Consider the following 14,221-nt stretch of genomic DNA (forward strand, 5'->3'; position numbering starts at 1 on the left):
AGACAATACTTCTAGCGATGAAAAGATGAAACACATTTGCGGAATCATCAGACTTGCTCGTCTCTAGCATTCCTGTCATGTTATTACTATTGAAACACTACAAAAGGACAAAGGGGCCAATGAATATGTCTACCTACCCGATTACGTTACCAACAAAAGAAGAGCGCCATAAGCTGTTCGGTTCGGTACCACCAATCAAAGGAACAAAACCGACTGAAAAAGATAAGATGGTCGACTTGCAAAATACACCGAAGAACTTCCTGTTTGCACTAGATGCTGTCGGAATCTCAAACGTCAAACATCCTGTCGTCATCCAAGACGGAGACAAAACACAAGCGACAGTCGCGACGTTTGAACTGTCGACATCACTCGTACAAGACCGTAAAGGGATCAACATGAGCCGTTTAACGGAGCAACTTGATCAATACCATAACGAAGGTTGGACGGTCACGAACGAGTCACTCATTCAATTCGCGCGTGATTTAGCAGACCGCATGGAACAAACGGAAGGTCAATTGACGATCCGTTATCCATGGTTCTTCACACGTAAAGCACCTGCAACAGGTCTTAGCGGCTTGATGAATGCCGAAGTGTGGCAAACGGTCAGCGTCAACACGGAAACAGACGAAGCGACATTGTCTGTCGGCTTGACGATCAACGTCACGACACTTTGCCCATGTTCAAAAGAAATTAGCGAATACAGTGCTCACAACCAACGTGGTTACGTCACGATGGAAGCATCGTTACGTGATGAAGCAGAAGACTTTGACTGGAAACAATCATTGCTTGATGCTGCAGAATCCAATGCCTCAGCGCCACTTCACCCAGTACTCAAACGTCCGGATGAAAAGCGTGTGACAGAGATGGCATACGAAAACCCACGTTTCGTAGAAGATATGGTTCGCTTGATTGCTGCTGACTTGTACGAAATGGACCCAATTGCTTCGTTCTACGTCGAATGCCGTAACGAAGAAACGATTCACCAACATGACGCGATCGCACGGATCACGTTCGATAAAGACGCACAATAAGTAAGTCTGCCGTACTCCCTCTTAAACCGAGCGAGTACGGCTTTTTTGTGTGCCGGCATTGCTCTCCCTTTTGCGAGCGTTTACACTTAACTCGAATGGAGGAATGCACATGTTGGAACTGATTCCTTTTTTACTCGAACGACTCGGTATCATGATCATCTTAGCGTTCATCCTCGCCCAGTGGGGACCGACACGACGGCTGCTGCGTCAACCGGAAGCAGGTTGGCAATTTCGTGTCCTCGTCCTGTTTTTTGCAACGTACGGTATTTTAAGTAACTATACAGGGGTCAAAGTCGACTTAGCTGAATTCTTACCTCATGCTTGGCTCGAAGAAGTCGACGGGACATCAGCGATTGCAAACACACGAACGATGATCGTCGTCATCAGCGGATTGCTCGCTGGTCCGCTCGGTGGATTGATGACCGGATTGATTGTCGGGGTTCACCGGTATTCCCTCGGCGGATTCACAGCGTTCGCTTGCGCGCTTTCCACCGTCATCGCCGGTGGTGTCAGCGGTCTCTTACGATCCTATTGGCGCGACCGCCTCAGTAGCCAAGCGTTATTGCCCGTGTGTCTGACTGCTTTTTTAATGCTGTTTGAAATGTCATTAATTTTACTATTCGCCCGCCCCTTTGATGCGGCAGTCGAACTCGTCCTGTTCATCTTCGTACCGATGACACTGATCAACGTCCTCGGTGTCTGGTTGTTCTTATCGATCATCCGTCTTGCTGCACGAGAAGAGGAAACGGTTCGGGCACGAGAAGCAGAACGGTCGTTGCATATCGCCGATTTGACGCTTCCGTATCTGACGCGTGGTCTACATATCCATACGGCAGAAGCTGTCGCGGAAATTCTGTTGCAGCAAACGCGAGCCGAAGCCGTCTCACTGACGGATCGTTCCGTCATCCTGGCCCATATCGGTATCGGGAGCGACCACCATCAAGCTGGCAGTCACTGGACGACGAAACCGACCGAGCATGTCTTGCAGGACGGACAAGTTCGTCTTGTGACGGAACGACTCGATATCGGCTGTCCCGTAACGGATTGTCCGCTTCAAGCCGGCATCATCGCTCCGCTCATCGTCGGGGAAACGACGATCGGGACGTTGAAAGTCTATTATCCTCATGCCGAATTGCTCGACGCCGTCGAAGTCGAACTCATTGAAGGGTTAGCGAAATTGTTCTCGACACAACTAGCACTCGGGAATGCCCAGCGGCAAGCTGGTTTACTGAAAGATGCCGAGATCCGGGCACTCGAAGCACAAATTCACCCCCACTTCCTGTTTAATGCGATCAATACGATTTATGCACTGTGCCGGACGGATGTCGAACAAGCACGCACGTTGTTGCTCGAATTGTCGACGTTCTTCCGCAGTAACCTCCAAGGCGCACGATCGACGAAAATTCCGCTCCAAAAGGAACTCGAGCACATCGAAGCATACACATCTCTTGAAGCCGCTCGTTTTCCGAATCGTCCGTTTCTCGACATTGATTTAGCAGACGAGACGACGTCTTTACTCGTTCCACCGTTCATCTTACAACCGTTGATCGAAAATGCGTTCCTTCATGCGTTTTCTTCTGAACAGACAGGATATGTCGGGGTGACGGCATGGTGTGAGGCAGACCAGCTGTGTCTCGAAGTCGTCGACAACGGACGCGGCATTGACGCTTCGCGCCTTGCTCGTCTCGGTCGAGAAGTCGTTCCGTCCTCGGGCACCGGTACCGCATTATTCAATACGGCAGAACGGATTCGAAGTTTATATGGTGAAAAGGGACAGTTTACGATCACGAGTGACGGTCAAAACGGCACGACGATCGCGATTCGTCTCCCGATTGAACTCAGAAAGGAGATCCAGCATGCGCACCTTGTTGATTGAAGATGAACCGCTCGCACGCGACGAGCTCCGTTATCACGTGACCGCAGCCGGTCTTGAAGTCGTCGGGGAAACCGGCAGTGTCGAGGAAGCCGAACGACTCGTTCGCTCCCTTCAACCCGACTTAGTCTTTCTCGATATCGAGCTAACGGACGGAAGTGGTCTTGAAGTCGCCAAACGCTTGAAATCGATGCCACGTCCACCAGCTTTGCTGTTTGTGACGGCATATGATGCTCATGCGCTTGAAGCGTTTGAGCTCAATGCCTATGATTACATCTTGAAACCGTATGATCCGGCACGGATTGTCCGTGCGATTGAAAAAGTTGCGCGACCGCTTCCGAAAAAAGCACCTCGACTTGAACGTTTAGCCGTTGAGACGGGCGAACAACTGAAATTATTGTCTCCTCAAGATATCGATTACATCGTCGCTGAGAACGGGAAGACGAAGATCGTCACGGAACATGAGGCGTATCCATCGAACGAGACCTTACTCGAACTCGAACGAAAGCTTCAAGATCATCGCTTTTTACGGGTTCACCGCTCGTACCTCGTCAACTTATCAGCAATCGATGCAATCGAACCTTGGTTCAACGGAGCCTATAATTTAAAAATTCATCAGATTGATGTGCCAGTCAGTCGGACGTATGTCAAACTACTGAAAGAAGCGCTCGGTATTTGAGCGCTTCTTTTTTGTGATTCAAGGTCCATTTTCAACCTTTCATCGAACGAAACCGACAACTCATCTAAAAATCAAAGAAAACGCTTCCATAACTTGTATACTAAATCCATCATAGTTCATTCAAGAGGAGGAATTTTAGATGAGCGCTACTCCAATCGTTATTGCTGTCATCTGTATCTTATTAATCGCGTATCGTCTCTACGGCACGTTCATGGCTGCGAAAGTCTTAAAAATCAAAGATGATCGCGAAACGCCCGCTCATAAATTAGCGGATGGAAAAGATTACGTCCCAACGAACAAATGGGTCTCGTTCGGACACCATTTTGCGGCAATCGCTGCTGCCGGTCCACTCGTCGGACCTGTCCTTGCTGCTCAGTTCGGATATCTCCCCGGCTTACTGTGGCTCTTAATCGGTGCCGTCATCGGTGGAGCGGTCCATGATATGGTTGTTCTTTTTGCCTCGATGCGCCAAGACGGTCAGTCGCTGTCTGAAGTCGCTAAAAAAGAGCTGGGACCAGTCGCTGGTTTTTGTGCCGGTCTGGCGATGCTCTTCATCATCACGATCACGATGGCCGGTCTATCGATGGTCGTCTTGCACGCACTTGAACATAACCCATGGGGTACATTCGCTGTCTTCTCGACGATTCCGATCGCGATGTTCGTTGGGATTTACTTACGTAAAGGTGGCAACTTAGCACTTGCTTCAACGGTTGGTTTTTTACTTATTCTAGCTGCGATTGGTTTTGGTCCTCAGTTAACGGAAACATTCATCGGTGACTGGTTCGACCTTTCATCCCGTCAACTCGCGATTGCTTTACCGATTTATGCGTTCTTTGCTGCTGCACTGCCAGTTTGGCTCTTACTCGCACCTCGCGACTATTTATCGAGTTTTATGAAAATCGGTGTCTTCCTTGCTTTGATCGTTGGTGTCTTCATCATCAACCCGGACATTCGATTCCCAGCATTCACGAAGTTCGTTGATGGTGGTGGTCCAATCATCGCTGGTCCAGTCTGGCCATTCATCTCGATCACGATTGCCTGTGGTGCGATATCTGGTTTCCACGCCTTCGTTGGTTCTGGTACGACACCGAAGATGATCAATCGATGGAGCGACATCAAACCCGTTGCCTTCGGTGCTATGCTTGTCGAATGTCTTGTTGCCGTCATGGCATTGATCGCTGCGACATCGCTTGAAGTCGGTGATTACTTCGCCATCAACTCAACACCAGAAGTATTCGCGACGCTTGGTATGAGCACGGTCTATCTTGATGATTTATCCCGTGAAATCGGTCTCGATCTGGCAGGTCGAACAGGTGGTGCCGTCTCACTCGCCGTCGGTATGACATTCATCTTCCGCGCCATCCCGTGGTTCAAAGAGATTGCCGGATTCTTCTTCCAATTCGTCATTCTATTCGAAGCGGTCTTCATCTTAACCGCAATCGATGCAGGAACACGCGTCGCCCGTTACTTGATTCAAGATTTCTTCGGGGAGTTCTACAAACCACTCAAACGTGTCGACTGGATTCCAGGTGCGATCTTCGCTTCGGCACTCGGGACGTTCTTCTGGGGCTATCTCCTGTTTTCGGGTGACATCGGTTCGATTTGGGCATTATTCGGGGTATCGAATCAGCTGATGGCGTCAATCGGCTTGATCATCGGAACGACGATCATCTTGAAAATCGCCGATAAAAAAGTCTATGCGCTGACGACGTTCATCCCGCTCGTCTATCTTCTGATCACAGTAACGTTCGCGGATATCTGGATGGTCGCAAACGTCTATGCGAATCCCGATTCTCCAGGTTTCAGCATCTTGAATACGGTCTTGTCCGTAACGATGGGACTGCTCGCGATCGTCATCACGATCTCAGCCGTCAAGAAATGGATTGAACTGTTGAATTCACCTCGTTGGGAAAATCAAAAACGATCTGCGTAAGCGGATTGGTCATATGACAAAAGGCAGTGGACGCATCCACTGCCTTTTTCGTATCTCATTTTTAAAACGGATTATAAAAGCGATTACCATCATAGAAAGTGACGACGAATGACAAAACCGTCAAAAGTAGCACACAGCCGATCGCGACATAATCGATTCGTGTCATCGTCTGTTGGTTGTACCACGTCCGCTTTCGTCCGGCACCGAATCCACGGAGATCCATCGCATTGCTGACGGACTCAATCCGCTCGAGACTCGTAAATAGCAACGGAAGTAAAATCTGAATGCTATTACGTGCCCGTTGCCAAAGGGAACCGTGTGAGACGGCAATCCCCCGTGCTTCCTGAGCATTCGCGATTGTCCGGAAATCCGCTTGAACGTCCGGAATATAACGGAGCGCTAAGGAGACCGCAAATGCGATCTTATACGGAACACCAATCCGATTCAAAGAAGAAGCGAACTCCGTCGGATGGGTCGTGACGAGAAACAACACAGCAATCGGAACGATCACACTGTATTTTAAGATTAAATTGAACAGATAAAATAATTGTTCTGCGGTCATCGTAAATCGTCCGATTCCTTCAAGTAAGACGTGACGCGATCCGTAGATTGCCACGCCCTGCTCTGGTTCGAACAGATAAACAGCGAGCGCATTAATCAGGACGAAAATCGCTGTAAAGATCAAGACGAAGCGGACTTCCCGAAACTGGATACGCGACAATCGGAATAACACGATACTGACTAACCCCATTACAAGTAAGACACGTGTATCATAGGTGAACATCGTTGCTGTCGTAAATAATAAGAATCCGATCAGTTTCGTCGTTCCCGTCAATCGATGAATCGGTGACGTTTTTTCAATATAGCCAAGCATTTCTACAGCCATTGTTCCCGCTCCTTTCGCTCCGCCGTAATCACGGACTCGACGAATCGTTCCGGATCGACTTCGAGGTGTTGCGCTAGCGTAAAGAGCGATGTTTGTTTTAAATGGGCATGATGCAGCAATTGTTCTTGATTCAGTAGTCCAAATGATGTTCCAGCATAACGGATACGCCCAGCTTGCACGAGGCAGACTTGATCGCTGTATTCTAAGACGAGATGCATGTCGTGCGTGATGATGAGTAACGTCATTCCGTCCTGCTTCAATCCTTCTAAAAAGTCCATCATATCCGAATAATGCCGATAATCTTGACCGGCTGTTGGTTCATCGAGAATCAAGATATCCGGTCGTCGAACGAGAATCGAAGCAATCGTCACTCGTTTCTTCTGACCAAAACTCAGTGCTTGGATCGGCCAATTACGAAACGGATATAATCCGCAACGACGTAATGTCTGCTCGAGACGCTCGTTTTCTTCCGCCTCACTCAGTCCGAGCGCCTGCATCCCGTAGCGGATTTCCTCCTGCACGAGGTGTTTTGAAATCATATGATTCGGATTTTGCAGAACGAATCCGATCGTTCCTGCTCGCTCTGCGATCGATTGGTTCGTGATGTCGATTCCGTCAAGCAGGATCCGACCAGCTGTCGTCCGTTGGTAACCACTCAACACTTTCGCAAGCGTGGATTTTCCGGCACCATTCTGACCAACGATCGTCGTCAGTGTTCCTTTTTGAAAAGTCGCCGTCACATTCTCAAGCACCGGCGTTCCTTGACGATAATGAAACGCCAACTGATTGAGTTCAAGCAATGAAGTAGAGGTTGCAACCTCTTTTTGGGGTGCTTTCTCTAAACGCTCTAACACGTTCGTCTGGTTGAATCGCTTTAAAAAGGGATCGATGCGGCTAGGCTGATCTGAAGGTTGAACGGCAAGCCCAGCCCAGCGTGCGGCACTGACATAGAGAGGTTCACGCAAGATCGCTTCTTGCAGTTTTCCGTTACTTAAGATGACATCCGGATGATCATCAGCGATGATTTCGCCGTCGACCATGACGATGATGCGGTCAAACGGAATGACGAGTACATCCTCGATTCGATGTTCGACGACGATCAATGTGCGATTCGTATCACGTTGCAGTCGATCCATAAGCGCCATCGCCTCTTGTCCCGCTACCGGATCGAGATTCGCGAGCGGCTCATCAAACAGTAAGATGTCCGCATCTTCGACGAGGACTCCGGCTAATGCCGCCCGTTGTCGTTGTCCTCCTGATAGATCATTCAATCGTGCTTGCAAGAGCATCTCGACATCCGTCATCCGTGCAACGCGTTCGACGATCTCCTGCATTTCCGGTCGCCCAGTCTGTTTATTTTCGAGCGCAAAGGCGATGTCTTCGCCAACCGATAAACCAACGAACTGCGCATCTGGATCCTGTAACACCGTTCCAATATGCAGCGAACGATCAAATAACGATAACTCCCGGGCATCCTGCCCTTTGATCAGGACCTGTCCTTCCCACGTTCCAGGGTACGAGAACGGAATCAACCCATTGATGCACTGGGCGAGCGTACTTTTTCCTGAACCCGACGGTCCAACGATTAAGATGCGTTCGCCTGCTTGAATCGTTAATTGAATATGCCGGAGTGTCGGTTCCGACTGACTCCGATATGTAAATGAAAAATCCTGAAATTCGATTACGTTTGTCATATCCTTCTCCCCCCAAGCTAAATGAGCTATGATCCTGCCGTCTCTTCGCACAGGATCATAGCTCATTCGGTCAAGCTTCGCGTTTCAAGCTGCCTGCTTTACTTCTTGTTTTCGCATAGGTGACGAGCAACAACGTTCCAATGACACCGACTGTCAAGATGTTCGATGTCGCAGCGACAGCCCCTTGGACGAAGACTTTGTTCGCTGGCTCCGTGTAAATTAAGATATCGAGTACCGGTGCAATGATGATCCAACCGATCGCTTGCACGATGGCTTGTGTGACATTGAATAAGACGATTTTACGTGTCGTCAATCCGCCTTCTTCTAGACGAATCCGGTTAGCGATCAATCCGATGCCAAAACCGACGAACCCGGATACGATGACCCAGCTCCACCACGGGGACCCATATAAAATCGCATCTTTTAATCCATGACCGATCAGACCGATCAAACCGGCTGTGACTGGTCCGAACAAAACTGCCATGAATGCGAGAAATGCATAGGATGTCTCAATTGACGTGTTCGGTACGCCTGTCGGAATCACAGCGAATCGACTTAAAATGATGAATACAGCTGCTCCGATCCCGGTTGCGACGATCTGTTTTGTCGTAAATCCTTTCATGTTCGATCTCCTCCTTTGATTTGTTGTACGTTAACACTCCAATCATTTCCGATCCCAACCTCAAATGCATGCGCAAACGAACTTTGATTCAAGGCAAGAGCAATCTGATCCAGCGAGTTGATGTAGACGACGCCTGAACCAACCGGCACATCGGCGAACGAATGACCAAAGAGCAGTGTTTGTTCGTAAACAATCCGTTCTCGGTACGAAATCGTTACCTTGACGTGGCTACCGATGTCGAGACCCGCCTGACGGACGAGAGCGACCGGAATATTCGTCCAGACATTTCCGAAGCGAACATCGAGAATCTCGACGATACCGGTAACACCGGTATCCGACGACGAGGCAAGTGTCCGGTCGAGCAAGACGATGTCCGAAGCAGGTAAAACGGGTCCTACTTCCTCGAAGGTGATGACATGGCTCGATAACCGAGCACCCGTGAAGGCAAAGATATCTCGTCCGTGAAACGTATACGATTCACCCATTCGAGGTAAGCGATGCCGTCGATCATCGAGTTGCCTCACTTCAGCAATGTATCCGGCTTGCCAAAGATGCGTCAACGTTCCGTTATCTGGTGTGATGATGTATTGATTCGCATGCGTCCGCGCGACGACACTCTTTCGACTCGATCCGACACCTGGATCAACGACAGAAACGAACACCGTTTGCTCCGTCCAGTACGGTACCGTCTGCAGTAACCGATAGGACGCTTCCCAAATGTGGAAGGGCGGAATGTCGTGCGTCAAATCAAAAATCCGAATCTCTGGATTGATGCTATGCGCAACCCCATACATCGCACTCACTGCCCCGTCACTCACGCCAAAGTCTGATTGCAATACCAATGCTTCTGCCATCTCGTCATCCTCCTCCTGCGCGGACGTCCCCACAAAAAAGACACCACGCCCTTATCTCTCAGGACGTGATGTCTGTTCACGTGGTACCACCTTCGTTCATAGCTCAACTCACGTTCAGCCACCTCTAGGAGTACGAGACTCCCTGGAATGCTAACGGTATCCGTCCTACCGGTCGGTTCTACTAATGAACACGGTTCACGTTCTTCCGACTGCTCCGGGACCATCTTCAAATGACGAAATCGTCTCATTTCCAGCAACAGAGACTCTCTATCGATTTCTGATCACTTTACTCTTCCCGTCTACGCATGCAGATTTAGTTGTCTGAAAATTTAAATTAATAGTACAACCGTTTCATTCCTGACGCAAGGTTTTTTACTCAGAAATTTTTAAATTCGTCGTCCGGATCGTTCCCCATGGTGACACATCCGCACGGACTTCCAGTGCTTTTGCTTTTTCATATTGTTTTCCGCTTCCCTGTTCGACATAATACTGCGTCAATTGTGGAATCGACACGTACTGGTCATAATAGTCGCCGGCGACACTTCCAAAGAATCGTTCATTCGAAATCCGGTCGATTTGAGCATAACCAAAAGCATCTGTCTTGAAGCTGACATAAACACGCCCATTTTGAATCGTCGGACCTGGTTTTAAATCCGGATACTGAAGCATCACATATTCACCGTAAACGGGATCAAACGGATCAAACGGTTCTGCCCGAAAACGGTACGATGTTCCGAACCAGGAGGTTGCAAAAAAGCTGACAATCAACAGACCGACGACGCACGTCTGCAATACGGGCATGAGATAGCGTTTCATGACGCCACACCTCCTCTACGGCGTAACCACCATAAGATACCGGATAATAGGAAGATGAGTAGCGCACCGATGAGGAAAAATAAGGACATGTTCAACCGATCCCACGCATAGATGACGTATATCGCGATTTGAACGAGAATGAAATAGAGAAAGGCTGGCCAGACGATTGCATGACGGCGTTCTTGATACAACAAATAGACTAGCGCCGATATTTCAAAAAGGATGGCGAGTAGAATTGCCTGTTCATCGAGCCACAGGACTCCGACGAATCCAAGCGGAACGATAAACAATAAGGAGCGACGTTTTTGATAGAGGAAAATTCCTAATCCGATGGATACGATAGCTAGCAGAATCGCTTCTGTCATAGATGGTAATGCGGCATTTGATTCCGCACGTACAGACAGATAGACGATCGAACTGATGGCAGCAACGACCAGATAGACCATTTCGACGATCCGACGATTGGACTTCTCACGAACAAGCCAGAGAACGGGAACGAGTAAAAATAGCGTCCAGACCGGCCACAGGAATCCGTCATATGATACAAGGAGAAACAAGGAGAGACCACTGAAGAAGAGAAACAGCCAGCTAAACAAAAGCGATGGCAGACGTTGGCTGAAGTAAAACCAACTGAACGACAGCACGACCATCAGACCGAACGATATCCAGTCGAGATAACTCGCCTGTTCTTGACCAAAACCACCGAGACTCGTGAAGATCGTCCATCCGGAAAGGAAGGCTACGACACCGTATGCTTCATGACGCCAAAGCATATAATGCACTAATGCGGCGACAAACATACACCAACTGAGCAGTGATCCTTCCATCGGTAAGTGAAAACTTTGAACAACTACGACAATCGAGGTGCCAAACGCTAGGATTCCACCGATTCGAAAGACGACCGGATGAAGAATACGACGACGTTCCGAAAGATCCGCCATGATGTAACAAATCCACATGAGTGCTACGACAAGTCCAATTTTCCAGCCGATCGGCATCGCTTGCCAGTTGGCAGCTAAAAAGCTGAATACAGCCAAGACGACGAAGGTCCCTCCAACAATCAACAAGAGCGGGAGGCGTTGTTTCGTTGAATGTTGCTTTTCGTAGGTCATGATTCGTTCGACGGTTGATTCATCCAACAGACCCGCATCCTGCCACTCACGTATCTTGCGTAACTGCTTCACCGTACCCACCTCCTTCGAAGTGTTAGATACCTATTATTTTCCCGTTTTAACCCCGTCTCAAGCTCGGATTCACAAGGATTATAAGCTATTTGTTCCGTTTGTCATCGAATGTTGACAGACAAAAAAAGCAAGGAAGACGGGCTTCCTTGCCTTTTTTTGATTTGATCATTTAAACACGGAAACGGGCAACGAGTACCTGTAGTTCTTCCGCCATATCGGATAATACTTTGGCGGATTGCGAAATCTCTTCCATCGCACTCAACTGTTCTTCGGTCGTCGCTGCGACTTGTTTCGAAGCGGACGAATTCTCTTGCGCGATATGTGCGATTTCCGTCGCTGACGCAGATACTTCTTGGACGTTCGCTGCAATTTCTTCGACCGTCGCCGTCACGTCTTCGATCCGTGGTGTCATCTCTTGTGTCCGTTCGAGAATCTTCTGGAATCGTTCTGCTGATGCTTCTGTCGTCGATAAACCGGCTTTTGTCTGTCCCGATACTTCTTTCATCATCGTGACTGACTGATCCGTCTCCTGCTTGATGTTTTGAATCAGTTGCGCAATCTGCTTCGTTGAATTCTGTGACTGCTCTGCTAGTTTACGCACTTCACTTGCGACGACGGCGAACCCTTTTCCGTTTTCGCCTGCCCGTGCTGCTTCAATCGCCGCGTTCAGTGCCAATAAATTCGTTTGTTCGGCAATGCCGTTGATGACATCGACGATTTTCCCGATTTCATTCGAACGATGTGCGAGTGAGCTGATGACACCACCAAAGTTTTGAACGGAGGCATCGATTTCTTTCATCTGCTGGACGTTCTGCAGGACAGCAACTGTTCCGTTCTCAGCTTCTGTTGCCGTTGAACGTGATAGTTCCGACACATCGGTCGAACTCTCAGCAATTCGCATGATGCCCGCTGTAATCGACTGGAGCGAAACGGCATTCGCATCGAGTTGACGTTTCGATTGATCCGCCCCTGCTGCGACCTGTTGAATCGATCCCGCGATCTGTTCCGATGCGGACGTCGTCTGGGCAGAATTCGCCATTAATTCCTGCGACGAGCCGGCCACTTGTGTGATTGACTGGTCGAGATTGATGATGATCGAGCGGAGTGAATCGACCATGACGTTAAAGCTTTGCGCAACTTGCCCGACCTCATCGTTTGATTCAACGATGACGGGTTCCGTCAAATCACCAGATTGAATCCGTTCTGCCCCACGTGTCAAATGACCGAGTGGGCGTAAGATCGAGCGAAGGATGAAGTAAATGAAGACGGCTGCGACGAGTAACATTCCGCCGATGACAGCAAGCGTTGTCCACAGAATACTCGACGTCGCATCGGTGATTTCATGATCGTACAGGGTTCCGGCAACCTTCCACTTCGTTAAATCGTTCGTCATGAAGTCCATCTGTTTACCTTCATTTTCGAATTCATACGAAAATTGTCCGGCTGGGTCATCGTAGAGTGGCGCAACCCAGTTCCCTGTTGCCTTTTCACCTGGTTTTAGCGTCGGGTGCGTAACGAACTTCTTATTCGAATCGAGAATCGTCACATAACCCTCTTTACCAATTTTAATCTTTTTCGCGATTTCCGCGATGCGGTCGACATCGACATCAATCGCCACGACACCTCTTCCGTTTCCGGTCGTTTGTGACAATGTCACCATCATCTTGTTCGAGGCAGCATCGACGTATGGATCCGTGATGACGACTTTTCCACCGGCTGCTTCAGCCGATTGGTACCACGAGCGCTCACGTGGGTCATAATCCTCGGGCATGACTTGTTCCGGGAAAATATTCATATCCCCGTCCGTAGTCGCGAAATAGATGTTCGCCGCCTGCGGATGCATATCGAGATATTCAGTCATTTTTTCCTTTAACGCAGCATTTTGTTTTCCTTTTTGATAGAGCGTTCCGTCAATTCGGTCCGCAAAAAAGGCGACATCGCGCCGCATTGGATCAATGATGTTTTGAATCTCATCATTCATCCGGTCGACTCCACTATGAGCAGATTGAAGAATCTGTTCCGTCATCTTTTGTTTCGCGAGGTCATATGCGACAAAGCCGATTACTAATGCAGGAATCATCAAAAGTAGAATCGATGTCAGAATTAATTTTTGTTTGATACTCATCGTTCGCTTCATCTTTTGTTCCATGTGTCACTCCATTCTCGAGTGCAAGGACTCGCTATTCTACCTTCTTTATCGGAAGAACAGCGAGGAATATTCATAGTAAAAATAATAATCGTTCATTGATTCACATGAAAAAAAGACGACCCGTATGGAGTCGTCTTCCTTGGTAACGCTTCCTCTTATGCTTCTTGATCGCCCTTCCAGTTCATCATGCCGCCTTCGACGTTGACGATGTCGTATCCATATTGCTCGAGGAAACGACCGACGTTTTCGCTTCGCGCGCCCGCTTTACAGATTAAGTAGTAGGTTTCACCTTCTTGCAGCTCCGTATAGCGTTCACCGATTTCAGACATCGGAAGGAAGCGGACGTTCGGAATATGTCCTGCATCGTATTCATCCTGCTCCCGGACGTCAACGACGTGTAACGCCTCGCCTGCCTCTAATCGTTCTTGTAACTCGTCTACATGAATCGTTTTCATTTTGTATGACCTCCTGTATGGTTCTGCCGTAAGTGTAGCAAATTC

The 14,221-nt window shown here is 48.8% G+C and carries 12 protein-coding genes; 4 read left to right on the forward strand and 8 right to left on the reverse strand.

Going from position 1 to position 14,221, the window contains the following annotated elements; genetic code table 11:
- The first annotated feature begins 125 nt into the window (after positions 1-125).
- From folE2 to KNQ14_RS14785, 4 genes are all read left to right on the forward strand, one after another.
- Positions 126-1,031, forward strand: coding sequence for a GTP cyclohydrolase FolE2 (gene folE2, locus KNQ14_RS14770; protein WP_023466774.1), 906 nt, complete (start codon positions 126-128; stop codon positions 1,029-1,031).
- Between the two features lie 109 nt (positions 1,032-1,140).
- Positions 1,141-2,907, forward strand: coding sequence for a LytS/YhcK type 5TM receptor domain-containing protein (locus KNQ14_RS14775; RefSeq protein WP_214861552.1), 1,767 nt, complete (start codon positions 1,141-1,143; stop codon positions 2,905-2,907).
- Entirely contained in the window at positions 2,888-3,583 is a 696-nt protein-coding gene (locus tag KNQ14_RS14780; protein ID WP_029343193.1) for a LytR/AlgR family response regulator transcription factor, read from the forward strand. The genes KNQ14_RS14775 and KNQ14_RS14780 overlap by 20 nt, the downstream gene beginning before the upstream one ends.
- 139 nt (positions 3,584-3,722) lie before the next feature.
- Positions 3,723-5,516, forward strand: coding sequence for a carbon starvation CstA family protein (locus KNQ14_RS14785; RefSeq protein WP_023466771.1), 1,794 nt, complete (start codon positions 3,723-3,725; stop codon positions 5,514-5,516).
- A 61-nt stretch (positions 5,517-5,577) separates the two neighbouring features.
- Here the strand turns inward: KNQ14_RS14785 and KNQ14_RS14790 are convergent, their stop codons facing one another.
- From KNQ14_RS14790 to KNQ14_RS14825, 8 genes are all read right to left on the reverse strand, one after another.
- Complete coding sequence (locus KNQ14_RS14790) at positions 5,578-6,402, reverse strand: energy-coupling factor transporter transmembrane component T family protein (protein ID WP_214861555.1); 825 nt, start codon at positions 6,400-6,402, stop codon at positions 5,578-5,580.
- A complete protein-coding gene (locus tag KNQ14_RS14795; RefSeq protein ID WP_214861557.1) occupies positions 6,393-8,096 on the reverse strand; it encodes an energy-coupling factor transporter ATPase in 1,704 nt (567 codons plus the stop codon). The genes KNQ14_RS14790 and KNQ14_RS14795 overlap by 10 nt, the downstream gene beginning before the upstream one ends.
- A 70-nt stretch (positions 8,097-8,166) precedes the next feature.
- A complete protein-coding gene (locus tag KNQ14_RS14800) occupies positions 8,167-8,718 on the reverse strand; it encodes an ECF-type riboflavin transporter substrate-binding protein (protein WP_023466768.1) in 552 nt (183 codons plus the stop codon).
- On the reverse strand, positions 8,715-9,572 hold the full coding sequence (locus tag KNQ14_RS14805; protein ID WP_214861558.1) for an SAM hydrolase/SAM-dependent halogenase family protein: 858 nt from the start codon (positions 9,570-9,572) through the stop codon (positions 8,715-8,717). Before KNQ14_RS14805 ends, KNQ14_RS14800 begins: the two co-directional genes overlap by 4 nt.
- Before the next feature lie 372 nt (positions 9,573-9,944).
- Entirely contained in the window at positions 9,945-10,388 is a 444-nt protein-coding gene (locus KNQ14_RS14810) for a GDYXXLXY domain-containing protein (protein ID WP_214861559.1), read from the reverse strand.
- On the reverse strand, positions 10,385-11,572 hold the full coding sequence (locus KNQ14_RS14815) for a DUF2157 domain-containing protein (protein ID WP_214861560.1): 1,188 nt from the start codon (positions 11,570-11,572) through the stop codon (positions 10,385-10,387). The genes KNQ14_RS14810 and KNQ14_RS14815 overlap by 4 nt, the downstream gene beginning before the upstream one ends.
- 169 nt (positions 11,573-11,741) lie before the next feature.
- The gene (locus KNQ14_RS14820; RefSeq protein ID WP_251138419.1) at positions 11,742-13,697 is read right to left on the reverse strand and encodes a methyl-accepting chemotaxis protein; all 1,956 of its coding nucleotides are present in this window, start codon (positions 13,695-13,697) and stop codon (positions 11,742-11,744) included.
- Positions 13,698-13,876: 179 nt separating this feature from the next.
- Positions 13,877-14,176, reverse strand: coding sequence for a rhodanese-like domain-containing protein (locus tag KNQ14_RS14825; RefSeq protein ID WP_023466762.1), 300 nt, complete (start codon positions 14,174-14,176; stop codon positions 13,877-13,879).
- Between the last annotated feature and the right edge of the window lie 45 nt (positions 14,177-14,221).

Origin of the sequence: Exiguobacterium sp. s161, from assembly GCF_018619045.1 — a bacterium.
GTDB classification, from domain to species: Bacteria; Bacillota; Bacilli; order Exiguobacteriales; family Exiguobacteriaceae; genus Exiguobacterium_A; species Exiguobacterium_A indicum.

Coding starts and splice junctions, on each gene's coding strand:
- folE2 (WP_023466774.1), top strand. CDS start 126: ATGTCTACCTACCCGATTACGTTACCAACAAAAGAAGAGCGCCATAAG.
- KNQ14_RS14775 (WP_214861552.1), top strand. CDS start 1,141: ATGTTGGAACTGATTCCTTTTTTACTCGAACGACTCGGTATCATGATC.
- KNQ14_RS14780 (WP_029343193.1), top strand. CDS start 2,888: ATGCGCACCTTGTTGATTGAAGATGAACCGCTCGCACGCGACGAGCTC.
- KNQ14_RS14785 (WP_023466771.1), top strand. CDS start 3,723: ATGAGCGCTACTCCAATCGTTATTGCTGTCATCTGTATCTTATTAATC.
- KNQ14_RS14790 (WP_214861555.1), bottom strand. CDS start 6,402: ATGGCTGTAGAAATGCTTGGCTATATTGAAAAAACGTCACCGATTCAT.
- KNQ14_RS14795 (WP_214861557.1), bottom strand. CDS start 8,096: ATGACAAACGTAATCGAATTTCAGGATTTTTCATTTACATATCGGAGT.
- KNQ14_RS14800 (WP_023466768.1), bottom strand. CDS start 8,718: ATGAAAGGATTTACGACAAAACAGATCGTCGCAACCGGGATCGGAGCA.
- KNQ14_RS14805 (WP_214861558.1), bottom strand. CDS start 9,572: ATGGCAGAAGCATTGGTATTGCAATCAGACTTTGGCGTGAGTGACGGG.
- KNQ14_RS14810 (WP_214861559.1), bottom strand. CDS start 10,388: ATGAAACGCTATCTCATGCCCGTATTGCAGACGTGCGTCGTCGGTCTG.
- KNQ14_RS14820 (WP_251138419.1), bottom strand. CDS start 13,697: ATGAGTATCAAACAAAAATTAATTCTGACATCGATTCTACTTTTGATG.
- KNQ14_RS14825 (WP_023466762.1), bottom strand. CDS start 14,176: ATGAAAACGATTCATGTAGACGAGTTACAAGAACGATTAGAGGCAGGC.